The 23991-nt window shown below is 67.6% G+C and carries 16 protein-coding genes; 1 reads left to right on the top strand and 15 read right to left on the bottom strand.

The annotated features are described in order from the left end of the window. The first annotated feature begins 140 nt into the window (after window positions 1-140). Complete coding sequence (locus ABZ909_RS27155; protein ID WP_357004635.1) at window positions 141-1175, top strand: SPFH domain-containing protein; 1035 nt, start codon at window positions 141-143, stop codon at window positions 1173-1175. A 79-nt stretch (window positions 1176-1254) separates the two neighbouring features. Here the strand turns inward: ABZ909_RS27155 and ABZ909_RS27160 are convergent, their stop codons facing one another. The 15 genes from ABZ909_RS27160 to eccB form a co-directional block, all read right to left on the bottom strand. Further along, a complete protein-coding gene (locus ABZ909_RS27160; protein WP_357004637.1) occupies window positions 1255-6081 on the bottom strand; it encodes an NAD-glutamate dehydrogenase in 4827 nt (1608 codons plus the stop codon). 152 nt (window positions 6082-6233) lie between these two features. Next, window positions 6234-6812 (bottom strand): hypothetical protein, encoded by a 579-nt coding sequence (locus ABZ909_RS27165; protein WP_357004639.1) that lies wholly within the window; start codon window positions 6810-6812, stop codon window positions 6234-6236. 122 nt (window positions 6813-6934) lie between these two features. Then, window positions 6935-7966: a hypothetical protein gene (locus ABZ909_RS27170; protein ID WP_357004642.1), complete on the bottom strand. Its 1032-nt coding sequence runs from the start codon at window positions 7964-7966 to the stop codon at window positions 6935-6937. Window positions 7967-8046: 80 nt separating this feature from the next. Beyond that, the gene (locus tag ABZ909_RS27175; protein WP_357004644.1) at window positions 8047-8385 is read right to left on the bottom strand and encodes a helix-turn-helix transcriptional regulator; all 339 of its coding nucleotides are present in this window, start codon (window positions 8383-8385) and stop codon (window positions 8047-8049) included. Between the two features lie 35 nt (window positions 8386-8420). Continuing rightward, window positions 8421-10133, bottom strand: coding sequence for a type VII secretion protein EccE (eccE, locus tag ABZ909_RS27180; protein WP_357004647.1), 1713 nt, complete (start codon window positions 10131-10133; stop codon window positions 8421-8423). Next, on the bottom strand, window positions 10130-11464 hold the full coding sequence (gene mycP / locus ABZ909_RS27185) for a type VII secretion-associated serine protease mycosin (protein ID WP_357004650.1): 1335 nt from the start codon (window positions 11462-11464) through the stop codon (window positions 10130-10132). Before mycP ends, eccE begins: the two co-directional genes overlap by 4 nt. Before the next feature lie 23 nt (window positions 11465-11487). After that, a complete protein-coding gene (gene eccD, locus ABZ909_RS27190; RefSeq protein ID WP_357004653.1) occupies window positions 11488-13011 on the bottom strand; it encodes a type VII secretion integral membrane protein EccD in 1524 nt (507 codons plus the stop codon). Beyond that, on the bottom strand, window positions 13008-14327 hold the full coding sequence (locus tag ABZ909_RS27195; RefSeq protein ID WP_357004655.1) for an AAA family ATPase: 1320 nt from the start codon (window positions 14325-14327) through the stop codon (window positions 13008-13010). Before ABZ909_RS27195 ends, eccD begins: the two co-directional genes overlap by 4 nt. A 587-nt stretch (window positions 14328-14914) precedes the next feature. Further along, entirely contained in the window at window positions 14915-15742 is an 828-nt protein-coding gene (locus tag ABZ909_RS27200) for an ESX secretion-associated protein EspG (RefSeq protein ID WP_357004657.1), read from the bottom strand. A 53-nt stretch (window positions 15743-15795) separates the two neighbouring features. Then, window positions 15796-16104, bottom strand: coding sequence for a hypothetical protein (locus ABZ909_RS27205; RefSeq protein WP_357004660.1), 309 nt, complete (start codon window positions 16102-16104; stop codon window positions 15796-15798). A gap of 20 nt (window positions 16105-16124) precedes the next feature. Continuing rightward, on the bottom strand, window positions 16125-16481 hold the full coding sequence (locus ABZ909_RS27210; protein ID WP_357004663.1) for a WXG100 family type VII secretion target: 357 nt from the start codon (window positions 16479-16481) through the stop codon (window positions 16125-16127). Between the two features lie 58 nt (window positions 16482-16539). Further along, on the bottom strand, window positions 16540-17949 hold the full coding sequence (locus ABZ909_RS27215; protein WP_357004666.1) for a PPE domain-containing protein: 1410 nt from the start codon (window positions 17947-17949) through the stop codon (window positions 16540-16542). Between the two features lie 44 nt (window positions 17950-17993). Then, entirely contained in the window at window positions 17994-18308 is a 315-nt protein-coding gene (locus tag ABZ909_RS27220; RefSeq protein ID WP_357004669.1) for a hypothetical protein, read from the bottom strand. Between the two features lie 125 nt (window positions 18309-18433). Beyond that, window positions 18434-22429 carry a type VII secretion protein EccCa gene (gene eccCa / locus ABZ909_RS27225; RefSeq protein ID WP_357004670.1) on the bottom strand — a complete coding sequence of 1332 codons (3996 nt, stop codon included), beginning with the start codon at window positions 22427-22429 and terminating at the stop codon, window positions 18434-18436. After that, the gene (eccB, locus tag ABZ909_RS27230) at window positions 22426-23982 is read right to left on the bottom strand and encodes a type VII secretion protein EccB (RefSeq protein ID WP_357004672.1); all 1557 of its coding nucleotides are present in this window, start codon (window positions 23980-23982) and stop codon (window positions 22426-22428) included. The genes eccCa and eccB overlap by 4 nt, the downstream gene beginning before the upstream one ends. Between the last annotated feature and the right edge of the window lie 9 nt (window positions 23983-23991).

Consider the following 23991-nt stretch of genomic DNA (forward strand, 5'->3'; position numbering starts at 1 on the left):
CACGATCAATAGGTGTTTGTCCGTTGATCGGTCCGGCGATCCGACAGCCAACAGGGGATCTCCACCCGTGAACACCCCTGATTGAGTGAGCCGCCAACTATCGATACGCTTAATGAGTCAGATACTGATGGAGTAGCCGGATGGCATGGTTCGAGCGCGAGTTCATCGCGGTGCCCGAACAAAGTAAGAACCAGTTGGTCTTCAAGTGGCCGGATGTCAATATCCGCCGCTTCTCGCGCGTCATCATCAATGCCGACGAGGTCGCCGTGTTCGTGCGAACCGGCCGTGTTCTCGCCACCCTCGGTCCCGGACGGCACCGCATCGACGCCGAGGAACTGCCCGTTCTCGGCGCGCTGATCGACACCTTGACCGGAGGCAATTACTACCGGGCGGAGCTGTACTTCGTTTCCACCAAGGAGTTTCCCCGGGTCAAGTTCGGAGGGCGGCTGTCGGATGTCCTGGATCCGGTCAGCGCGCAGGTGCTGACGCTGCGATCGTTCGGCGAATTCGCGCTGTCGGTGCGGGATCCCGCTCAGTTGATCACGGCGGTGACCGGCAGTGCGACTCCGACCGACCCGGCGGCAACCCCGGCCTGGTGTGCCGAACAACTGCTGAAGGTGATGAAAATCGCAGTGACGCAGGGGGTATCGCGAGGCGATTGGCCCATCCTCGGCCTGTCCGCGCATCTGGGCGACATCGAGGAGGCGGTACTGCGACCGGCGAATCTGCAGCTCTACGAGTACGGGCTCCGGGTTCCCCGGCTGGGCAACTTCGACATCACCGTTGCTCCCGAGGACGCGGAACGGCTCAAGCGCCTGGCGAAGGACACCACCTACGTGCGGCTGGCCGGGGACTTCCAGCGGTACGCCGCCGGCGAGCTCGCGCTGGGGGCCGGCCAGGGATTGGCGCGCGGCGTCGGGGACACGGGGTTTCTGGGTGCGGCGCTGGGAATGAACGCGCTGCACCAGCACACGGCGCCACCGACCGCACGGGCGCCGATCGCCGCGGCCGTCGAATCGGCCTGTGCGGCCTGCGGCACATCCCATTCCCCGACTGCTCGGTTCTGTACGCACTGCGGCCTGGACCTCCAGCAGGTTCGGCGGTGCGGCCAATGTTCGGCGGAACTCTCCGAACACGCGAACTTCTGCGGTCGCTGCGGGGCCCCCGCCACCTGAAGGGTGGCAGTGGTTTTCGTGGTGGCTGGTCGAGGACACGCTTCACGATGGGGCCGGGCTCGAAGCCCGGCCCCATCGCTCAGACCACGGCGGTCGGTTCGACGCCACCAGCCAGGCTGCGCACCTGTCGTGCAGCGACCGAGAGAGTAGCCAGATCCATTGTCCCGGCGGCGAATATCTCGTCCAGGGCCACTCGGGCGCGGGCAAGTCGTGAGCTGTTGAGCGATTCCCAGAACAGAATCTTCTCCGCGACCGTGTCAGCGGGCGCGGTCACTCGCAGCACGTCGAGTGTGAGCGATTTCAGCGAATCGTAGAGATCGTCTCGGACCGCGAGCCGTGCGAGTGTGTGCCAGCGGTCGCTGCGCTCGAGGCGGACGACCGCATCGAGGAGGCGTTGAAAATCGAATTGTCGCTCGAGGTGGTAGTACAGGGCGATAACTTCACGCTGTTCGCGTTCGGCTACCTCGGCGATATCGACGATATCGAGCAGTGGGAATCGGTAGATCAGCAGATAGACCTCCTCGACCAGATCGCGCGGGCCGCCACGGTCGATGGCAGCACCGGCACGAGCGAGCAGCTCGTCGCTGATGACCCCCCGCCGCCACTCGGGCACCAATGTGCTCATCGCTCGTACGCCGTGCCGGTAGCGGGCGATATCGGTGCCGATTGCGATGGGCTGTGGACGATTCGTCAGCAGCCATCGACACGCACGGTCGAGGGTTCGTTTGGTCTCCAGTTCGAGTTCGTCGCGGACTGCGGTGGGCATCGGAGTGGTCCGGATGCGCAGCCACAGTTGGTGGAGATCGAAGATCTCGGTCACCGCCGTGAACGCGCGCACAGCGTCGTCCACGGTCACGCCCATCTCCTCGACGAGGCGGAACACGAATGTGGTGCCACCGTAGTCGACGACGCGGTTGACGACCGTCGTGGCGACGATCTCGTGACGCAGCGGGTGGTGGCGCATCGCGCTGCCGAATCGTTCGCGTAGCGGCGCGGGAAAGTAGTTCGGCAACACCGCCGCGAAGGCAGGGTTATCGGGCAGCTGCCCGGCAAGAAGTTCTTGCTTGAGTGAAAGTTTGACGTGGGCAAGAAGATTCGCCAACTCGGCCGATGTCAGCCCGGTTCCCGCAGCGATCCTTCGGGCCATTTCCGCGTCCGAGGGCAGCGCCTCGATGTCGCGGTCGAGGCCGTGCCGGTCCTCGAGATCGGCTATCAGACGACGATGGACGGCCGCCATGGCCGGGGCATGTGCGCGGGAAAGGCCGAGGCGGAAGTTCTGGGAGACGTTGTCACGCAAGACGTGTTCGGCGACCTCGTCGGTCATCGAGGCCAGGACTGCATTGCGATCCGAGATCGACAGACTTCCTTCGGCGACCACTCTGTCGAGCAGGACCTTGATGTTGACCTCGTGGTCGGAGCAGTCCACGCCCGCGGAGTTGTCCAGGGCGTCGGTGTTCATCTTGCCGCCGTACCGGCAGAACTCGATGCGGCCCAACGCGGTCACACCCAGGTTGCCGCCCTCACCGATCACCCGCAGCCGCAACTCGTTCGCGTTCACCCGCACCACATCGTTGGACTTGTCACCCACATCGGCATTGGTCTCGGCCGACGCCTTGATATAGGTACCGATCCCGCCGTTCCACAACAACTGCACCGGAGACTTCAGGATCGCCCGGATCAACTCCGGCGGCGACAGCACCGTGACCTCGGGAGCCAGGCCGAGCGCCTCGCGCACCTGATCGCTGATCGGGACGGACTTGACGGTCCGGTCATAGACACCGCCGCCCTCGCTGATCAACGACCGGTCGTAATCGGCCCACGACGAACGCGGCAACGCGAACATACGCTCACGCTCGGCGAACGACGTCGCCGCATCGGGATTCGGGTCCAGGAAAATATGGCGGTGATCGAACGCCGCGACCAGCCGGATGTGACGTGAGAGCAGCATGCCGTTGCCGAACACGTCACCGGACATGTCACCGACACCGACCACCGTGAAATCCTCGGTCTGGGTATCGATGTCCATCTCGGCGAAATGCCGCTTCACCGACTCCCACGCACCCTTGGCGGTGATACCCATCGCCTTGTGGTCGTAACCCACCGAACCACCCGAGGCGAACGCGTCACCGAGCCAGAAGCCATAAGACTGGGCAACATCATTGGCGATATCGGAGAACGTCGCCGTACCCTTGTCCGCCGCCACCACCAGATAGGTGTCATCGCCGTCGCGGCGGTGGACGTGCGGCGGTGGGATGACCTCACCTGTGATCCGATCGATGTTGTCGGTGATGTCGAGCAGACCGGAGATGAAGATGCGGTAGCAGGCGATTCCTTCGGCCTGCAAGGCCTGGCGGTCGACGACCGGGTCGGCGGTAGCCGCGGGAGGATTCTTGACCACGAAACCGCCCTTCGCGCCGACCGGCACGATGACCGCGTTCTTCACCGCCTGTGCCTTCGCCAGGCCCAGGATCTCGGTGCGGAAATCCTCCAGGCGATCCGACCAGCGCAGCCCACCGCGGGCGACCGGCCCGAAGCGCAGGTGCACGCCCTCCACCCGCGGCGAGTACACCCAGATCTCGAATTGCGGTCTGGGCTTGGGCAATTCGGCGATCGCGCGAGGGTCGAACTTGAACGACAGGGCCTCACGCGGACCGCCCGTCTCGTCGACTCGGAAGTAGTTGGTGCGCAGGGTCGCACGGATCAGCCCATGGATCGCGCGCAGGATGCGGTCGGTGTCGAGACCGACCACCGATTCGATGTCGGCGAGGAGCCGCTCGTCGAGCGTGCGGGCGTCCTCGATGGCGATATCGGTGGGCTCGCAACGGGCGGTGAAGAACTCCATGAACGCGGAGGCGGTGGCCGGTTGGCTCAGGAGGACCTTGCTGATACTTGCGAAGGAGTACGAGAATCCCGCTTGCTGTAGGTATTTCGCATAGGCGCGCAGGACCGAGATCTCGCGCCAGTTCAGTCCGGCGCTCAGGACGAGTTCGTTGAGTGAGTCGATTTCCGCGCGGCCGAACCACATTGCCTCGACGGCTTGCGCGAAGAGTGTCCGAGCCTGGGTGTCCTCCGACCTCGATGCCTTCGCCGGTGTGGAGGGGATGCGCAATCCGAAGTCGTAGATCCATCGGTGGGTGCCGTCGGGCAGCGTCAGCGGGTAGGGGCGTTCGTCGACGACCTCCGCACCGACGCTGTGCAGTATCGGCAGAATCCGGCTCAGCGAAATCCCCGCGCCATGGACATAGAGAGTGAATCGCCACTCGCCGTCCGGGGCGTCGACCTCCCGGTGCAGGTCGGTGTCGATCGTGCCGTCGTCGAGGCGATTGAGCCGCCACAGATCGGCCAGCGCTCGCGCCGGCGTGAATTCCTGCTGGTAGGTGGCAGGGAACGCGGCCGCGTAGTCCCTGGCCAGTTCGCCCGGAACGGCGCGGGTGACAGCGGCCTGGGTGATCAGCAGGTCGGCCCAGGTCCGGGTCGTGGCGAACAGCAGGTCCTGGACCCGTTCGAGATTGGCCGCGGACGTGTCGACCGGCGCGGCGTCCGCGCGGCGGTGGACCGTGAAGTAGACGACAGCGAGTTCGGATTCGCTGGCGCGCGCGGAGTAATCGATCTGTTCGGCGTCGAACTCGTCGCGGAGGATGTCGCGCATGCGGAGTCGGACATCGGTGGAGTAGCGGTCGCGCGGGAGGTAGACCAGGCAGTAGAGTGCCGTGCTGCGCGCGTCCGGCCGCAGGAACAGCCGTACCTGTCGACGCGGACCGAGATCCATGATCGCTGAGACGGTTTCGAACAGTCGGCGGGTGTCCGCACAGAACAGTTCGGCCCGCGGCAGCGTCTGAAGTGTCTGGAGCATGGCCTGGCCGGAGAAGGAGTTCGCTCCGAATCCGGCCCACTCGATCACCTGACGTATGCGTCGGGAGATGACGGGGATGTCGAGGATGTTCTCGTGCTGGCCCGTGACGGTGAAGGACCCGATGAAGATGTGTTCGCCCCGCACGGTATCTCCGAAATCGGACACTGTGACGACGTAACCATCCGCCGCGCCCGGCAGCAGTGGATCCAAGGAGATGTTGGACAGGCGCAGCACCGGCCGGCGGGGACCGGACAGCGGAATGTCGATCTCGTTGTCGAGGCGTTGGTGCAGGATTCCCAGGCCCGCGGTCGGCCGCAGCTCCGTCGTCGCGACCGTGTCGGAGCTCCCGGCTTCGAGTGCACGATCGGAATCGATGGCGTGATAGCCGTATCCGAGCAGCGTGAAGCGACCGTCGGCGAGCCAGTTCAGCAGATTGGCATTGTCCACGGATTCGGAGTCCGCTCCGGCGCCGCGGCCGAGGGCGGCGGCAACGGCGAGCAGTGTGGTCGTCATCGCCGGGGTATCGCCGGCGATGCTGCGGAGCGTGGCCAGCAACTGCGGGAGCGCCTGCTCGATGTGGCGGAGTTGGTCGGCGCCAACGGATTCCGCCAGTTGTATGTGGATCCATGATTCGGCGACGGTATGGTCACCGGGGCTCGGCTCGGCGCTGCGCGAGGGAGCGATGGCGCGTAACACTCCCCGGTTGTCTCGAAGCGCGTCGATGATCGGGTGGACGATATCGGTCACCACGACACCGACCCGCCGCAGCATGGACGACACCGATTCGACCAGGTGTGGCATATCGTCGTTGACGATCTGGATGGCCGGTCCCAGCCCGGTGGGGTCCTCGGGCCGGTAGACCCGCAGGGTCGCCGCGCCCGGTCGGCGCAGAGTCGCCAGCTCCAGGTGGCACTCGAAGATCCGGCTCGCTCGCGTACTGACCGCCGGCGTCGTCGCCCCGGGCTGGGTCCAGCGGTAGTAGACGGCCTCGAAGGCCTTGGGATCCTCGCGGAGTCGTTGCAATGTAATCGTCTGAAGCGTGGTTGTCGCCATCGCCCGAACCTTCCCGGGATCTGGGCCGTATCCCACAGCCACAGTCACCTATTTAACGTACCGTTAAATAGCGGCACATTATCCAATGTAGCAAACTGGCGCGGTCTGGGCGACCACGCCGAATCAGAACCGGCTTGTGATGTCGGCCCGCGTCATCCGGACAGCCCGGCCCGTTGCAGGAAGGTCCGGGCGGACGACTGATCGTTGAAAGCCGCCGTCTCGATACGCAAACCACTACGAAGGTCGGCGTACCAGACAACGAAGCGTGGGCCGATCGCGGCGAACACCGCACTGTCGGAACGGATCGACGGCCCGGCCGCACGCCACCGGCGAATATCGTCACCGAGTTTGTCCTGCTCGACCACTCGAATGCTCAGGGTCAGATCGCGACCACCGCTGAGTCCGCCCGCCAGCAACGAGGCGCGAGCGGGAATCACGCACTGATCGGCGTTGACCGAGGCACTGCCCGGGCACGAGACCGCCGTCCGCAGCGTCGCGGGCAGCGAGTCGGCCGGATCGGCCGTGCCCAGTGACGGCAGTCCCGGCAATCCGGGAAACCATCGCAGCACCACGAACGCGAGCACGGCCAGCACGATCAGTCCGCCGAGAACACTGCTGAACCGCGCGAGCAGCGGCCGAGCCGCGTGCTCGGTGCCCGTCACGGCCGCCATGCCCGCCTTGGCGACGGCCTTTCCCACGGCGACCGCCGTCTTCTCGGCTCCGGCGAGCACTTCACCCGGCAGTGATGATCCCGCAGGTGCGGCAGGCGCCAGTGGGGCGCCGCAGTGCGAACATGTCGATCCCGCACCGGAATCGCGGTGCCCGCAGTACGCGCACAGAGAATGAGAAGCGCTCAATGTCCGGTGATCACAATCGATGAGAGGGCCGTGATGTTCTGCCCCGGATCGCCTTTGGACTGCAAGACGGTGAGGACGATCTTCGACGCGGTCACCGGCGGATTCATCGTGGTGACCACCGGACCGCGCTGATCGAGGGTCTGCTGGGTACAGGTGGTGGCACCGGCATCGTCGAACCGATACGAAACTCGGCTGGCGGTACGGTATTTCGTCCACTGATCGGTACCGTCCGCGCCGATGGCGTCCCATCCGGGTACCAGTCCGATCGACTCGACCGTGTAGGAACCACCCAGGTCGATGCTGAGGATCTGCCCGTCGACCCGGTGTGCCCGCGAACACGACCAGGCTTTGCCCGGACCGGCGAAGGCGTCCATACCCGGCGTCCCGCCGGGCGGGCAGTGCGATACCGCGGACTTGACCTGGATGGTGCCGCCCGCCGGAGCGGTCGGCGTGACACTGGTTTGCGTGGTGGCCGGAACGGGGCTCGGCGTCACCGAGGCCTGCGCGGATTCCCGCTCCGAGCCGTGGTCACCGGTCGTCATCACCAGGGCAAGGATGACCACCATGATGACTGCGGCGCCGATGACCAACGCCGCCTTGGGGTTTCGCACGACGGTGAGCAGGTCTCGCGCTCGCTCGGCCAGTGGTGTGGCCGGTGGTCGCGACGTCTCGGGTTCGGCTCGGGTGTCGGGTTCCGGTGCGGGTTCCTTCGAGGCGAGCGAGGACAGTTTGCCCGAGAGATCGAGACCGGCGGATTCCGCACCGCCCCCGCCGTTGAGCAGTGCCAGGATGCGCTCGCTGGCCTTCGGGCCGCTCGAACCCGCCCCGGCGGGCGGCGGCGCGGCGGGGGCGGAGCTCGGGGTGATGGACTCGAGGCCGGCGTCCGGTTCGAGGCTGAAATCCGTTCCGCTGAACGATTGTTCGGCCTCGGGTGGGGCGGATCGCCCCAGTGCCGGATCGGCGAGCAGCGCGTCCAGGACCGCTGCTCTGTGACGGAGGAAGCCATCCCCCGGATCCTCGTCGGGCACGATCGGAATCGTATCCGGGTGTCCACGAATATCGATGCTTCGTTGTTCCCCGCGATGGGAACCGGAGGTGGCGGTATCCGCTACTTTCTTTCGCCGGTGACGAAATAGTCTGGGGGAACGTCGAATACCCGGGCCAGTGCGATGATCAGATCCAATCGGGGAATCGCGTCTCCATGGATGAGCCGATAGAGACCGGATTGCGAAACGGGAACATCCGGATAGGCCAGCTCGAGATGCTGGGCCAGTGAGTAGAGGGTCAGCGAGCGAGTCGCTCCGTCTTCGGTCGAGACCATCGACTCCGAGATCAAGGCCGACAAGCGCCGGGAGAATATGGCGGCCGCCGCCTGGCGTGGCGTGAGTTCGTCTCCGTCGCCGAGCGGTTGGACCTGATCGCTGTACGGCTCGGAATCGGCTACCACATTCGCAGACATTACCGTCCCCTCTCTCGCTGACCTCAAAACCCTGCCGTCGGAACCGAAGGCGGCGCGGGTAACGATGGCGGCCGGTGTCTTTCGCCATTGACGGCCGCGGTGTTGATCGGTTCAAAGTAGCGGGTTTCGCCGCGAGGCTCGATGAGATCGACTCGGACGGTCCGCATCGGGATACCGATGTCGACGGTGTGCGCGTCGACCTGTTCGATCGCGAGGTCGACGGCCCGGCTTCGCGGCTCGCCGGGCTCGTTGATCGTCAACGTGGTCGGGGCGTCGGAACGCACGGGCGGCAACTGGTCGTACACCGCGATGGTCGCGGTCGGCGCGACGGCGACGTCTTCACTCGCCTCGCCGGGGCCCGGCGCCAACCGCAGCGAGTCCGGGTCACCGACCGCCGCGACCAGTTGCCGCCAGCGGTCCGGGCGGGCGGAGTGGATCACCACATCCGCGCCTACGACCACGGCCCGCAGGATGATCTGCTGGGCGACAGGCAATTCCGCGCGGATATCGACGCTGCGGCGCTGCGGGTTGTAGCGGGTCGGATCGAACAGCGGTAGCGCGAAGGTATGCATGGGCTGTCCGCTGATGACCCCCAGGATCTGCCCGTTGGGGCCGATGGGTACGGCCAACTCCGACAGCACATCCGCAGGGGCGGTGTCCAGACCGGGCGCGGTCGGCAGGTCTCGGGCCGACGCCGTGCTGGGCAGGGTGGCCAGCAGCGCGGCCGACTGGCGGCCGACCAGCGGACGCAGAAAGACGGGTGGGGTCTCGTCGACCGTGGGACCGATGAACCGCACGAGACCGCGCGGGCCCGCGGCCCGGCCCGACAAGGAGATCACCACGGTCGTGCGGCCTCGATCCCAGCTCCAGCAGTCGTCGAGTCCGCCGTCGCCCAGTCGGCTCCAATCGACGGCGAAACTACTGACACCGCGACCGGGATTGGTCGATTCGAGTCGAGTCCAGGTTTCCCGCAGATCCGACAATTCGACTCCGGCGTGCAGCATCCGCAGGGCGTCGCGCATCGCGGCGGCGGGCAGCACGTGGGCGCCGACACCGTATGCCCGCAGCCCGGTGGCGATCCGGTACGCCGCGGCGGCCAGGGCGCGTGGGGCCGCCGCCGCAGCGCTCCCGCGCCGGGTCAGCCGAGCCAGATTGTGTTCCTGGTCCATTCGCACGACGAGCCAGGTCAACCGGTCCCCCACGACCGGTTGGGAGCCGATGAGCTGGTCGTAGAGCATGCTGTAGCCGCTGGACGCGCGGGCCCGGCGGCCGGTGGTGACGATGTCGATGTCGAATTCGATGCCGTACTGCTCGAGCATCGGCAGCAGCGCGTTCACCGCGACCTTGTCTTCGGTGTACACCGTCCGATCGGCAATGACGGTGGGCAGGTCCAGATCCGGGGCGAGCTGGATCATCGCGACCAGGATCGGATCGCCGAATTGGATGCCACAGATTCCGTTGGTGGTTTCGAAGTCACGGATGTCGGTGGGCGCGTTGAGTTCCCGGGCTCGGGACCCCCTGCCCACGCGGTATCGACCCCAGTCGAGGCACCATCGCACCGGCGTTCGCTCACCGACCCGCACGACCACCATCGCGACCGAGAACGACGCGGTCAACGCGATGCCCCACCAGGGAATCCGCCCGAACATCACGGCCGCGAGCGGAGCGCCGCCCACCACCAGAACCGCGAACGGTCCACGGTCGATGCCGCCGAGCCGGATCCGCGGACCGCTCACCGTTTCCTCCGAATTAGGTTGTGCGCAAAGATAATTCCCGATCCGAGCAGCGTGGATATCAGCAGGACGCCCGCCGCGACCGCACCGGGTTTCCCATCCGCGGGGCGCGGCGGTGCGGGCAGCACCAGGGGTATCGCACCGTAGGGGCCGGTCGGTGACTGTGGGGGTGTACGAAAGCTCAAGGCCGCCAGCGGATCCACCAGGCCGGCGCCGACGATATTGTTCACACCGCGTGCGGGGGCGTGCGCGGAGGCCTGCAAGCGGGCGGCGATCTGGGCCGGTGACTCGTTGGGGAATCGGGAACGCAGCAGCGCGGCGGTCCCGCTGACATACGCGGCCGCGAACGACGCGCCGCCGACGGGGACCAGTTTGTCGGACGCTCCGACCCCGTTGATGAGACCTCCACCGCCCGGGCCCACCGATTCGATGCCCGTGCCCGGCGCGGCGATCGACACCCACGGCCCGGCCAGGGATTCACTCATCGGATCCCCGGCGACGGTGGTGAAGCCGACCGTCAGCACATCGTTGGCGAAGCATCCCGGCGCGGCGAGCGTCTTGACCCCGTCCCAGTTGCGTGGGTCGGTGGGCCGCCCGGGGTCGATGTCGGGGTTCTGGTCGCATCCCGCTCCCGAGGAGGCGCCGGCACCGGCGACGATGAGCGCGCCCTTGACGTGCACGGCATAGCCGATCGCCGCCGCCAACGGCGACTGATCGACACCGAGACCGACCGGCAGGCACAGGGGCAGCGCCACCGTGATCACGTCGGCGCCGAGGTTGGCGGCGTGCGTGATAGCGCGCGCGAGTCTTCTGAGGTCGACGGCGGCCTGCGCCGCGGCATCGAGGTTCAACGCGCCGTCGGCGCTGAAAGCCCCGGATCGGTAACGGACGGAGATGATCCGCGCGTCGGGCGCGACGCCGAGGAATCCGTCGCCGGTAGCGGCGGTCGCACCGATGATTCCCGCGATCAACGTCCCGTGCGCATCACAATCGGACAAGCCGTCACCACCCGATTGCAGATAGTCACCGCCACCGACCAGATTCGGCAGCCGCGAATTGGGGCTGACACCGGTATCGAGCACCGCGACCGTGACGCCCGCGCCGCGGGTGAGCGCGCGCGCTCTCGGCAGGTCCAGGGCGTGGTCGGCCGGCGGGCTCTGGGAGACGTCGGTGTCGGGCAGGACACCGACGCCGAGGCAGCCTTTGTCCTGCTTCATCGGAAACTCGGGCCCGGGCGCGTCGTCCGGCGGCGGCGCACCGACCACCGCGACCGGGGGCTGCACGGCCGCGGCCGGACCCCCCGCCAGCACGGCCGCGAGGATGGCCGTCAGCATCGCCACACCGTGGCGGGCACCCATCAGATCCCCCGGACCGCGGTGTAGATGCCCATGATCCAGCAGGCGAGAACCGGTACCGCGAGGATGAGCGCGTATTCGATCAGGTCGATGATCCTGCGCATCACCGGGGACAGCCGCACCCCGGGCAGCCGGGTGCCGGCGAAACATCCGGCCACCGCGACCCCGGTGCCGAGCAGCACGACGACCGCTCGCGCCGGGGCGGTGGTGTAGGCGGCGGTCAGCACGAACCCGACGCCGATCTGGACGACGACCGCGCCGACGACCAGCATGATCGCCTGAACTCGATCGGGGTACCAGCGTGGCCGCATCAGCAGCAGGCCGGAAACCGCTGCGGCCAGCACGATTTCGCGTACCCCGCCGGGGCTCGCGGAGGTGGCGGCGATGATCGAGCAGGCCAGGACAACCACGGTCGCGATGATTATCCCGCGCAAGGTGGTCACCGCGAGACGGGCGCGCGCTTCGATGCCGGTGCGGTAACGGCGGCGTTGGGCTTCCTCGTCCTCGGATTCGTCGTTGCCGGCCGATTCGGCGTCGAAGATGTCGGTCAGGGTGGCCTGTTCGACCGCACGCCCGGGATCGGGCAGGTCCGGCGGACGGATACGGGCGGCCACGACGGCCAGCCGCGGCGCCGCGGACAGCAGGATCAGCCCGATGAGAACGCCGCCACCCGCCGCCTGACGTACGGAGAGGTCGAAATAGGTCATCGCGCCGGCGGTGACCGCGCAGACCAGGCTCGAGACCGCAGCCGCGACCAGGACGGTCGTCCCGCCCCGGATCGAGCGCAGTAGCGAACCGGCCGCGACGGCGGTGAGCGCGGAGCCGGCGGCGATGTTCGCGGGCGTGAAGAATCCGGGATCGCCGTACGGTCGCGGAACGATCATCGCGGCCGCGGCGAATATCAGGGGCAGCGCGGACAGGGCCAGCCCGACACAGGTTGGGGCCGAACAGTTTCGGCGAGGCGCGAGGATGGCCGCGAGCCAGCTGCTCGCCGCGAGGACGAGCGCGGGCGCGGTGCACCACACCGGCGACGCGGTGCGGGTCCACGACCACACCAGCATCGCCGCGATGGCCGTGGTGGCGCCGCCGAACGCGGCCAGACTCGTCAATGTCGCGGTCCGCGCATCGAATTCCGCGAATTCCCGCTCGTTGGTCAGCGCGAGCGCGTCGGTGATGTCCTCGACGACCGGCTCGAACAGCTCGGAGGATTCGACGGTGGTGAGCATGAGCAGCGCGCCGTCGGTGATCTCGTGGTCGGCGAGGGTGCGCCAGCGCGGGATCGGCGTCTGACCCGGGCGCGCCAGCGTCCACTGCCCCGTCCGCGGCGTGAAATCGACCGTCTCGTCGTCGATCACGCCGGCCAGCACGGCGAGCAGATCCTCGATGAAGGTCTCGATACTGAATTTCGTCGGCACCACGACATCCACCTGGAAGGTGGCGATCATGATCGCGACCCGGGCAAGCGCGACCTCCGCCGAGGGGGCGGCCCCGGCGGCGCTCGGCGCCGGGGCGAATGCGGTGCTCACGGCCGACCACCTCGATCGGCGTGGGCGATGCCACCGGTCATGTGACTCGGAAAGCCATCGGCGAGCGTGGCGGCGAGTTCCTCGAAGGCCAAGACGGTCTCCTTGTCGAGCAGGCGAAGATCGATCTCGCCGCCCTCGGCGAGATGGTCGTCGTACGGGATCACCGCGGAAGGACGGTGCGCGGCGGCGAAGAGTTCCTCGATCCGTTCGATCGCGACCGTCGGTTTCATCGGGTACTGATGGGTGATGGCGATGATCGACTCGGCCGCCAGGCGGTGCATACCGTGCGAATCGAGCCACTCGAGGGTGGCCACGGCACCGGTGACGCCCCGGACCGTGGCCGGAGTCGCCAGCACGATCGCGTGGCTGGTCTGCAGGACGCCCGCGGTGGCGGAGTCGAGAAGGCCGGTGCCGCAGTCGATCAGCATCAGGTTGAAGTGCCGCCGCAGCACATCCACGGCGGCGAGATACTCACGCCCCGACAGCGACTCGATGGCAGTCGAGGACCACGGCGACGCCACCACCGCCAGGTCCGCGTTATTGATCGTGGTGAAGGATTGGACCGCGGCGAACGAGTCGAGACCGCGGGCCTGGACCAGATCGCGCAACGTCAGACCGTACTGATGCCGCCCGGTACGACCGGACAGGTCACCGAAATCCGGGTTCGCGTCCACCGCGACAACCCGATCCGGGCGGAAGGCCGCGAAGATCGAACCCAGCCCGGCGACGGTGGTCGTGCGGCCCACGCCGCCCTTCACATTGACCACCGCGATCTGATAGGCGCTCGTGAGCTGACGGCGGATCCGGGCACGCCGTTGCTCGGTCCGCTGTTCGTCCGGCGACAGACCGAGATTGAACCCCACCTTGTTCAGGGCTCCGCGCATGCCGGTGCTCGAACGCAGATGCGCCGAACGATTCGGGGTGAGCTGGCCGAGCAGTTCGGCCGGGGTCAGCGCGATCGACAGGCCCGCCGCGTGATCCGGGACGGCCGCGGCCAGGTCGCCCGACGTGGGGGCGGCCGGGCCGGATTGTTGATTCGGTTGCCGGACAACGAGATCGGTGCGGGCCCCCGGTACGGGCGGCGGCCCGTATCCGGCCTGCGGCCGCGGGCGCGGCGGGAGGTAGACATTGGCCGGTCCTGCCGGATCGGCGGTGGGGTAGGCGGCCACCGGCCGAGCCTGGTGTCCGAGCGCCGCGGGGCCGGGCGGAGCGGGCGTGACCGACGGTGCGATCGAGTTCTCCTGCCGCCCAACGGGCGCCTTGAACGACTGAGCGGGCGGCGGAGCGGGATCGTCCTGCCGCACAGGTGGAGACATGAACGGTGAGGCGGGCTGCGGTACCGGGTTTTCCGGCCGCCCGACAGGACCCGCGGACGGCCCGACAGGACCCGCGGACGGCGCGACGGGACCTTCCGGCGAAGCGACGGGACCTTCCGGCGAACCGAACGGACCCGCGAACAGCGGGGCGGAGGCAGCCGGGCGAGGCTGCGGGGCAGGCGACGGATCCGGGCTCTGCGCGCGGCCGGGCGGCACTCGGTCCGCGAGAGGTCCTGGTGTAGGCGGGGTTTCGGGCTCCGGCGGCGACACGGGTTCCGACGGAGCGGCAGGTTGCGGCGACCGAGGCGCGGACTCCGCGGACTCCGGGGACTCCGGCGGTGGCGCGGACTCCGGCGGCTGCGGCGGCGCGGCGGGCTCTTCGACCGGCGCCGGCTCCGGCTTCGGCCGGTGGGCGCGACCGGTCACGGTATCGCGCCAGTGCCTGGCGGAGGCGTCGCTCTCGGCCGAGGGTTCGACGAAGAACACGTCGTAGCCGCCTCGTGGCCGCACCGACCCGGCCGTATCACCGTCGGTACTCGGTGCTCGGTTCATCTCCCTCATCCTCCTCGAAAACCCTTGAGGGGCACTTACTCCCGGCTGTGGTCGAACCAGCTGCCGCCGGGCAGCAGATCGACCAGGGCGCGGACCGCCGCGGTGACATTGGCCGTGTCACCGGGCAGCACGCTCAACCGGGCCTGTCCGTCGAGCGCCCGCTGTGGCACCACGACGACGCGCCCGGACTGGGTGTCCAGCACCTGCACGCACAGGTCCGGCAGCGGCACATCGCCGGGATGGTGTTCGAGCATGTACACCTCGGCGCGTCGCACCACGGTGCCGAACGCCGCGCCGAGCACGCCCGCGCTGCGCGGCGACGCGCCCAATTCGATCAGGGCCGAACGTCTTTCGACCGGATCGACCGGGACTGTGTCGAACCGATCCGCGTCCACCCGCAACGGGTCGAAACGCGCCTCGGGCAGCGATCCCAGGACGGCGAGCAGTGCATCCGCCACGGCATCCAGCCGGTTGTCCTGGGGAAATATCGGCTGGATGACGACATGGTCGTCGTAGCGCAGCGCGAGCACGTGCGTCTCGCCGCTGCGCACGAGGGAGAAGCGCAGCATGCCCCGGGGGCCGCTGTACAACTCGGTGTCCGCGACGCGTGCCACCAGTTCCACGTCCGGCCGGTACAGGCACCGCAACCAGTGCTCGACCGCCGGGTGGACCAGGCCGTCCTCGATGATGCCCGCTCGGGTGAGCTGCTCGTAGACCACCGCGCGGACGCGGTCGAGGTCCTCGGGGCGGAACACGTTGGGCAGCAGTACAAGTACATCGGGGTAGGAGTCGATGCCGGCCATATCCTGCAGGAGTAGCGCGGCATCGACGTTCAAGTCGATCGCGGTGGGATCGTTGTTCAATAGCTCACCGGATGATCGTTGTTGCGCATTCGTCCAATTTCGGCCTATAACGACTACGCCCTGCGACCACCAGCGAAGGCCTGACCCGACACATAGTCCTGGTGGGTGAGAGCCTTGTATGCAGCTTCGATCTTGCCGTTCAAGGTCCCCAGTTGAGTCTGGAGATTTTTCGAGTCGCCGTCGAAACTATTCATGCGCTTGGCGTATTCTACTGCGCCGTCGCCGTCGAAACCGGAAGCGATGAGCCGGCCCTTGAGAGTCTCCAGATTGTTCGCGGTGTTCGTCATCTTGGCAACAATCGACTCGATGTCGCTTGTCGCCGCCGCCAACAGGGGCTGATTGACGTAAATGTCGTCTGCCATTTTCGTATTCCTTTCTGAATTCAGCTCGCGGAGAGCGCGTTGATCGCGGAGAGGTCAACCTTGGACGCCTGCAGATGCTCGACTCCCCCGTGGGAGCGCACATCATCCAGACCAGCCTGATCCGCTGCAGCGATCTTGTATCCAAATTCCTGGAGAGTATCGATGATGCCCTCGAGATCCTTGGCCGTGCTCTTCGCAGCGTCGATTGTCTGTGCCAGCCCCGTGACAGCGGCGCTACCCGCTTGACCCTTGAAACTCGAGACGAAGACATCCCGAGCACCTTCGAGCGCGGCGATCTCGGAGAGCAATTCCGAATGGTCATGCCCCGAATCGGTGGCAATCGCGTTCATTTGATCGACTGTAGCCTTCAAAACCATTTCAATCCCTTCCTATTACACTGGCGGTTTCGTCCCGGACCATTCGCCGGGCACGCATCTAATGGTCCTGGAATTCCGTTGTCTGATGCGAGTCCCGGTCCAGCATGCCGAACGCCAGCACCTTCTCCGATTCGGATACGGGTTCGATGTCGTCGGCGTCGGATTCGATGACGTAGGGGAGATCGGCGGCGGCCGCCTCGACACCGTCGCCCGCCACGGAGGTCGCCGAGCGCTTCCGCTCGTCCTTGCGGTCGCGCCGACGCTGCGCGTCGGGCGCGTTCGCCCCTCGCGGCGGCTGCCGCGGCGAGACCGGCTGCGGGGCAGGGCTTTCCGTCGCTGCGCCGAAAGTCTGTGCGGTGGCGGGGCGCCACGCGGTGGGTAGCTTGAGCCCCCCGGACGAAACCACTGATCCGCCACCGGTCATGCCGGGAGTCACGGTGCTGCCGGGACCGACGCCCAGCAGACCGTTCAGGGTCGGCGAGTTCGGGGAGACGCCGTAGAGGACGCCCTGATCATCCGGTCCGCCGGTGCCGTCGCCGAGGCTCGGGAGCGAGTCGGAAGGCGAAGCCGGGGCCTGCGAGTCCGCACTCGGCTGCTGAGGGTCGGGCAGCCCGGATCCCGGCTCGCCGCCGGGCTGGCTTCCTCCGGGCTGGCTTCCTCCGGGTTGGCCACCTCCAGGCTGGCTTCCTCCGGGCTGACCACCTCCGGGCTGGCTTCCTCCGGGCTGACCACCTCCGGGCTGGCTACCCCCGGTCTGACCAGAGATCGGAGAGGAACCACTGGGATTGGACACCGGACCGCCACCGGTACCGGGGCTGGTGCCGCCACTGTGCCTGCGCCCGCCACCTGTGCCCGGCAACCCGAGCGGATCACCGTATCCGGTCGTCGAACCCCCGCCGTCCAGAAGGGCGGCAGGTGTGGCGATGAGCGGCGGCGCGGTGGAGGTCGGCAATGTGTTCAGGGACAGACCCGCTCCCGTCGCGTACGCGGTCATCACCGCTGTGGCTTCCGCCTGCAAAGCGTTGTAACTGATCTCATCCTGGGCAACCAACGGCAAGCCCGCGGCGGGGTGGGCTATCGAAAGCGCCACGTCCGCGGTCGTCTTCGCCGCGAGCGGAATGTAGACCGCCATCACCTGCACCATGGCAATCTCCGCGGCCGCGGCCGCGAACTGCACCTGCCTGATCACCGTCGCGGTACGCATGGCGTTATCGGCCTGACCGCGCAGCCAACCCGAGAACTGGTTGAGCCCCTGGCACGCGGCATCTGAGGCGGGTCCGGTCCAGCACGCCGTCGCCGCATCGGTGTTGGCATAGGACGCCGCTGCCAGGGTGTAGAGCCCAGTAGCGAGCACAGTGTATGCGTCGGCGGAGACTTCCAATGACGCGGAGGTCCGTGCGTTGATTACCTGCTGGGCAACCTTTTCCGGCTGCAGCCCGGTGAAGGAGGCGTAGAAAAGAGGCCACATGGGCGTAACTCCGACTGCTCGGACGGCGAAACCGAATCAGGGAATCAGACGTTGACGCTCACCGATTGGACCGCGGCTGCACCGGCGGAATCGGTCGTTTCGTAGCTGCGACTCGCGATGTTCATCGCTTCCGAGCACTGACCCCAGTTCGTGTGCGCCGTCTCGGTGTGGTCGAAGATGGTGTCGCGTTGAATATGCAGCATCGTGCATATGCTCTGGTGGACGATATCACCGCCCGCGGCCCGCGCCGGGGCGGCGAGTGTCTTTGTCGCATTGAGGATCTGCGACAGCACGCCCTGATAGGTGATCTGCTCGGCGCTCAGAAACCTGAGTTGGTCGGGAACGACACGGAAAGACATGGATCGTCTCCTCACGATGGATCTGTCGGCTCTATTCGAGCGGCGTTGCGCGTAACGCTATTTCATTCCCAATAGCGGGAAGGCTCGAGTGGTTTCGACTCCCCGAGGATCGGGTAAACCGGACGTCATCGCTGGTCCGGACCTATCGATGCCTGCACGAGATCCCGCCTGGAATGCAGTGGCTCGACCAGATATCCGCGGCCCACCGGCTGTTTGGTGGCCTTCATGTCACCGATGAGGGTGCCGTCCAATCTGGAGCCGTCCATGATGAATCCGGGTGAATTCACGTTCTTGATCTGGCCCAGCACACTGTCGTAGAGCGCCGTGTCGGCTTGTGCGATATTGCGGGCCGCGATGATGTGCAGGCCGGTGTCGCGGGCATCGATGATGAGGCTCTTGAGCGGATCCAACGGATTGCCTTGTCCGCGTTGCGCGACCATGTGGTAGTCGTCGATGACCACGAAGATCTCCGGGCCGTTCCACCAGGAGCGCTCCCGCAGCTGCTGGGTCGTCACCTGGTCGGGCGCGCGCCGGGTGCCCATGGTCTGCGCGAATCCGGGCAGTTCCGCGAGCAGGTCCCGCTCGCTGGTCAGGTATCCCAGCAGCAGTTCCGCGGGCAGCGCGTCCATGTGCTGGCGGCGGTAGTCGACGAGCAGCACGCGGGCCTGGTCGGGTGTGAAGCGCCGCCGGATGGATTCCAGCAGGCCCCCGATGACCGTGGACTTTCCGCATCCGGAGGAGCCCAGCACGATCAGATGGTTCGAGACGCCGAAATCGACGGTGGCGGGAGCCAGATCGGACTCGCGGATACCGAACGGCAGCACCAGGCGTTCGGCGAGGGTGGCCGGTGGCCGCCCCAGCGCGGCCACCTCGTCGTGGGTGACCCGGGCGGGCAGCAGCCGCACCGCGGGCGCCTGCCGGCTCGCGTATCGACCGCGCAACGCCTCGATCGCGGCATTCGTCCCGGCCGCAACCGATTCGGCGTCGCCCACGCCGTCGATGCGCGGCAGCGCGGTCAGCATGTGCAGGGCTTCGGCCGACATACAGCGGCCGGGTCGGTTGGGGGGGATGGCGGCGACCATCTGCCGGTGTCCGGAGAACACCGTGTCGGTGAGGTCGCCGAGGCGCATCTCGAGGCGGGTCTGGATCTGGTCCTTGATCGCGGGCCGCACGGCCATCCAGCGCGAACTGCTGATGATCAGGTGGATGCCGTAGCCGAGGCCCTGCAGCGCAAGGGCTTCCACGGTCGGATGGTAGTCGTCGTAGTAGGGGCCGCTCGTGGCGAATCCGATGTCCCAACCGTCGACCACCAGGAAGACGTCGCCGTGGCGGTCTCCGTGCGCGTCGAGCTGGGCGGATTCATGGGGCACCGAACGGCGGCGGCGGAACTCCCGCATCGAGTCGATCCCCAGTTCGGCGAACATCGCCTGACGCCGGGCCAGCAGGCCGTTGAGCAGGGCGAAGGTGCGCCGGACCCGATCGACGTCGCGGGCGGCCGCGACCGAGCCGACGTGCGGCAGGGTTCGCAATCCGGACAGACCGCCGGCGAAGTCGAGGCAATAGAACTGCGCCTGCTCCGGCGTATGGGTCAGCGCCGTCGCCATGACCAGGGTCTGCAGCGCCGTCGACTTACCCGACTGCGGACCGCCGACGACGGCCATGTGCCCGCCCGCACCCGCCAGATCCACCGACCACACGTCCTGGCGTTGCAGGCGCGGCTGGTCGATGACCGCCATGGGGATGCGCAGGGTGCCCGGTTGTACCGCACGCACCAGCACGTCGAGGGTCTGTGGAACATTCAAGGGCGGCAACCACATTCGATGGGCCTGCCGACCGTGACCGGCCAGCTGCTGCAGCACGGTCTCCATGATCGTCACCGGTTCGGTCTCGGGCGCGGCGGGCGCGGCGATCTCCGGTTCGGGCGCGGGGCGTCGTTGATCCTGGATGGCGGCCGCGGTGAACGCCCGCGGCGGCCGATAGCCGCCGCCGCGTCGGGCGCGTTGCGCGCCGGCGGTGCCGGCCTGGGCCGGTGCGGCGTAGTTCGCGCCGACGTAGGCGGCCTGGAATCGTTGCAGGTCTCCGGCGCCGACCCGCAGGTAGCCCGCGCCGGGCTTCTTGGGCAGGTGGTAGGCGTCGGCGGTGCCGATGGCATCGCGGGAATCGCTGGTCTGGTTGGTGCGCAGGGCGATTCGATACGACAGGTGCGCTTCGAGCTCGCCCATGCGGCTGGCGGGCACCTTCTGCGAGGCCAGCAGCAGGTGGATGCGCAGCGAGCGGCCCAGGCGGCCGATGGCGGCGAACAGTTTCGCGAAGTTGGGATGCTGTTCGAGCAGTTCGGCGAATTCGTCGAGGATGACCAGCAGGGTGGGTAGCGGTTCGAGCTGGGCGCCCTGCTCCCGGGCTCGCTCGTAATCGGCAACGCTGGCGAAGTTCCCGGCGTCACGCAGCACCCGCTGCCGGCGGGTCATTTCGCCGTTGATCACGTCCTCCATACGGGTGACGAGGTCGGCTTCCTCCTCCATATTGGTGACGACGGCGGTGACGTGGGAGAGGCGGTCGAAGCCGAGGAAGGTCGCGCCACCCTTGAAGTCGACGAGCAGCAGGTTCAGCACGTCCGGTGAGTGCGTTGTCACCGCCGAAAGGACCAGGGTGCGAAGGAATTCCGACTTGCCCGAACCGGTGGCGCCGATGCACATGCCGTGCGGGCCCATACCGTCCTCGGCGGATTCCTTGATGTCGAGGTGCACGACCGCACCGACCGGGTCGTAGCCGAAGGGAATATTGAGCCGGGAGCGGTCGACGTCACGCCGGGCGACCCAGGTGCGGGCGGTGCGGATGTCGCCGGGATCGGCGATACCGACCAGGTCCTCCCACGCGGTGCCACCCGCCTGCTCGGCGGCGACCACCTCGACGACGGTCGAGAGCCGGTAGGGCGAGATCGCGCGCGCCAGGGCGGTCATGCTGGGTTCGGGCAGGGCATCGGCGTCGCCCACCTGGCGCTTGCCGCGCGCGGTCAGTTCGTACAGCGAGCGGTCGGTGTCGACCGTGAACCGCAGGGCGCGCGCCAGCGGCGCTTCGGTGGCGCCCAGCCGCAGCCAGGTGCAGCCGTCGATGCCGGAGATGTCACGGTCGTTGGCCGCGCCGCCGCCGGCGACGATCAGCAGGAAGTGCTTGCGGTCCATCGAGGGTTGGCTATTGGCCGAGAACGGGCCCCGGTTCAGTCCCGCCAGGACCTTCATCCGGAGCTCGGCGACACTGCGGTACACCATTCGGCTCGAGCCGATCGCGTCGGTCTCGGAGGGGTGCTGCGCGTGGGGCAGCCATTTCAGCCACCCCCATTCGGGAGCATCGGGATCGGGCAGGACCGCGGCCACGCCGACCTGGTCCGGGCCGTGTAGCACAACGACTTCCGCGACCATGGCCCGTGCCAGGGCGGCGACGGCAGCGGTGTCGCCGTCCAATCCGACCTCGGGGGTGGAGAGCAGATTGATCGCGACGGGCATGCCGCCGACCGTCGAGTAGGCCTTGGCGAAGCGGGTCACCTCGACCACGCCGACCGGGTCGAGGTCGGCCAGTGGCGCCGCCTCCGGGACGATCACCCGCACTTGGTTGGCGATGCGGCCCAGACCCACCCGCACCCGCAGGAACTGCTGGCTGGCGACCTGTACCTCCCACATGCGCGGGCCGCCGACCAATCGCGCGATCCCGGCCGGTCCGGGATGGGTGTACTGCAGGTAGCCGTGCAGCTCGGCCTCGGAGGTGAGGACCGCTCTGCGATGCTCGGCGATGCTGCGCAGGTAGTCCTTGCGTTCCTCGTTGAGTGCGGCGGCACCGCCCTGCCCGCCGCCGAGTGTGCCACCGGCCATGCCGAACACCGAGACGAGCATCATCAGGGGGAAGAACAGCGAGGTCGGTGAGAAGGTGCCGCCACTGCGGAAGGTCATGACCATCATGCCGACCATCCCGGCCATCATGACGACCGGCATGATCATCCGGATCCGGGACGGCGGAACAGGTTTGGGCAGCTCGGTCGGCGGCTGCAGCCGTAGCTCGGTGACCGCCGGCGCCTTCGGGCCCCGAATCGTTCTGGCGGGCCGCACGAACCGGCGGGTACTGGTCACGGTTGTCCTCCCGGCATCGCCGCGGCCGCCTTGTCCGAGGCGATGCCGTCGTGCTGGATTCGCGCGTCCTTTTGCGACAGGGTGGGTCCGACCGCGAAGAGCGAGACGATGCTCCACGGCGCGGTGATCGGATCGTGCAGCGCCAGCGCGGTCACGGTGGGGTCCATCCTGTTGCCGTTGAGTGGTGCGTCGATGCCGTAGCGGATACCACTGTCGGATATCCAGAACAGGGCCTCACGCAGGGGCGAGGCCGGTTCGGATCCGGTCACCCGGATGAATCGGCCGGTATCCCTCGGCATGTACGCGGCATCGGCGGTGCTTCCGTGCGATCCGGCGGCCGTGACCAAGGGAACGGAGCGGTTGAGTTCCTCGGTGGTGAGCGGCAATTGGCGTCCGATGAGTAATTCGGTGGCCGCGGTCGAGTCGGTCTCGGCGCGCGACCAGTGATAGCAGGTGACCGAATCCCGTTGCGGGTCGAGCAGACGCACTTCCGCGGTCGGATAGTCCGCGGTACCGGGCCAGCCGCCGGCCCGCAGATTGGCCGCGATGACATCGGGTCCGACCGCGGTCGTCGAGATCGCGCCGTGCGAGTTCGCGTTGCGGAACATCGCCGCCAGGACCGGGGTGATCTGCACGAAGCCGGACTGCGACACCAGGTAGTACAGCGTGCTGCGGTCGACGGCCGTTGTCGTGAGGACCGAGCCGACCGGAACAGTCGGACCCGAAGCGAGAGTGACTGTTTGGCCGGATCCCGGGACATCGGGCACGCGCAGCGGCGGCGCTTCGGGGATCGCGCCGAGCAGCCCCTTGGACGCGGGTACCACCGGAGCGGTCGCGTCGATGCCGAGGGCGAGAGCGACGGCCGAGTCGGCGAGATCGATGGCCGACCGCACGACGGTGTGGTCGTGGCCGGTGTACACCAGCCAGGTGGTGATTCCCTCACGGAACAGCCGCGCCTCACCGACGGCCAGCAGCCGGGTGGTGTCGCCATCGGAACGCAGCGGGCTCCCGATGACGATCGTGCGCACCGGGGACCGGCTGATCGTCGGCAGTCCGGTGGCCGGGTCGACCGTGGCCCCCGCACCCACGCTGGTGCTGTCGCAGACCGCCCAGTTCGAGGAGCGATTTCCGGTTTCGGCGATGCTCCCGGGCGCGCCCGGGATGCCGACGATCGGGCCCCGCGGGTACTTGGCGAGCTCGCTCCCGGAAACTTGCACCGGGTTCTCGGGCGCACCGACGATCAAGCGGGCCGAGGTCAGGTTCAAGGCCGGATACAGCCGGTCACCCACATGCACGAAGAGCGCGCCGCTCTCGCGATCGGCGATGATGTGGGCATTGCCGATCTGCCGGGCCGGCTTGAAGAAGGCCAGGACAGCCGACCCCGCGACGACCACGCAGGCCAGCGCGATGCCGACCGACAGCGCCGTGACCCGGCCGCGCTGGGGGTCGTCGATCATCGACACGTCACGCCGGACCAGAGCGTGTTCGATGCGGCGAAACAGAAAGCGCCAGCCGGAGATCTGGTACTTGGTCACCACGCGGAAGCGCGCCACTGTGTTCGT

The sequence above is a fragment of the Nocardia sp. NPDC046763 genome, from assembly GCF_040645495.1.
Lineage (GTDB): Bacteria > Actinomycetota > Actinomycetes > Mycobacteriales > Mycobacteriaceae > Nocardia.

Excerpts from the sequence above, each read along its gene's own strand:
- ABZ909_RS27160 (WP_357004637.1), bottom strand. The coding sequence starts at position 6,081 with ATGGCGACAACCACGCTTCAGACGATTACATTGCAACGACTCCGCGAG.
- mycP (WP_357004650.1), bottom strand. The coding sequence starts at position 11,464 with ATGCTGACGGCCATCCTCGCGGCCGTGCTGGCGGGGGGTCCGGCCGCG.
- ABZ909_RS27215 (WP_357004666.1), bottom strand. The coding sequence starts at position 17,949 with ATGTGGCCTCTTTTCTACGCCTCCTTCACCGGGCTGCAGCCGGAAAAG.
- ABZ909_RS27155 (WP_357004635.1), top strand. The coding sequence starts at position 141 with ATGGCATGGTTCGAGCGCGAGTTCATCGCGGTGCCCGAACAAAGTAAG.
- ABZ909_RS27205 (WP_357004660.1), bottom strand. The coding sequence starts at position 16,104 with ATGGCAGACGACATTTACGTCAATCAGCCCCTGTTGGCGGCGGCGACA.
- ABZ909_RS27195 (WP_357004655.1), bottom strand. The coding sequence starts at position 14,327 with ATGTCTCCACCTGTGCGGCAGGACGATCCCGCTCCGCCGCCCGCTCAG.
- ABZ909_RS27210 (WP_357004663.1), bottom strand. The coding sequence starts at position 16,481 with ATGGTTTTGAAGGCTACAGTCGATCAAATGAACGCGATTGCCACCGAT.
- ABZ909_RS27220 (WP_357004669.1), bottom strand. The coding sequence starts at position 18,308 with ATGTCTTTCCGTGTCGTTCCCGACCAACTCAGGTTTCTGAGCGCCGAG.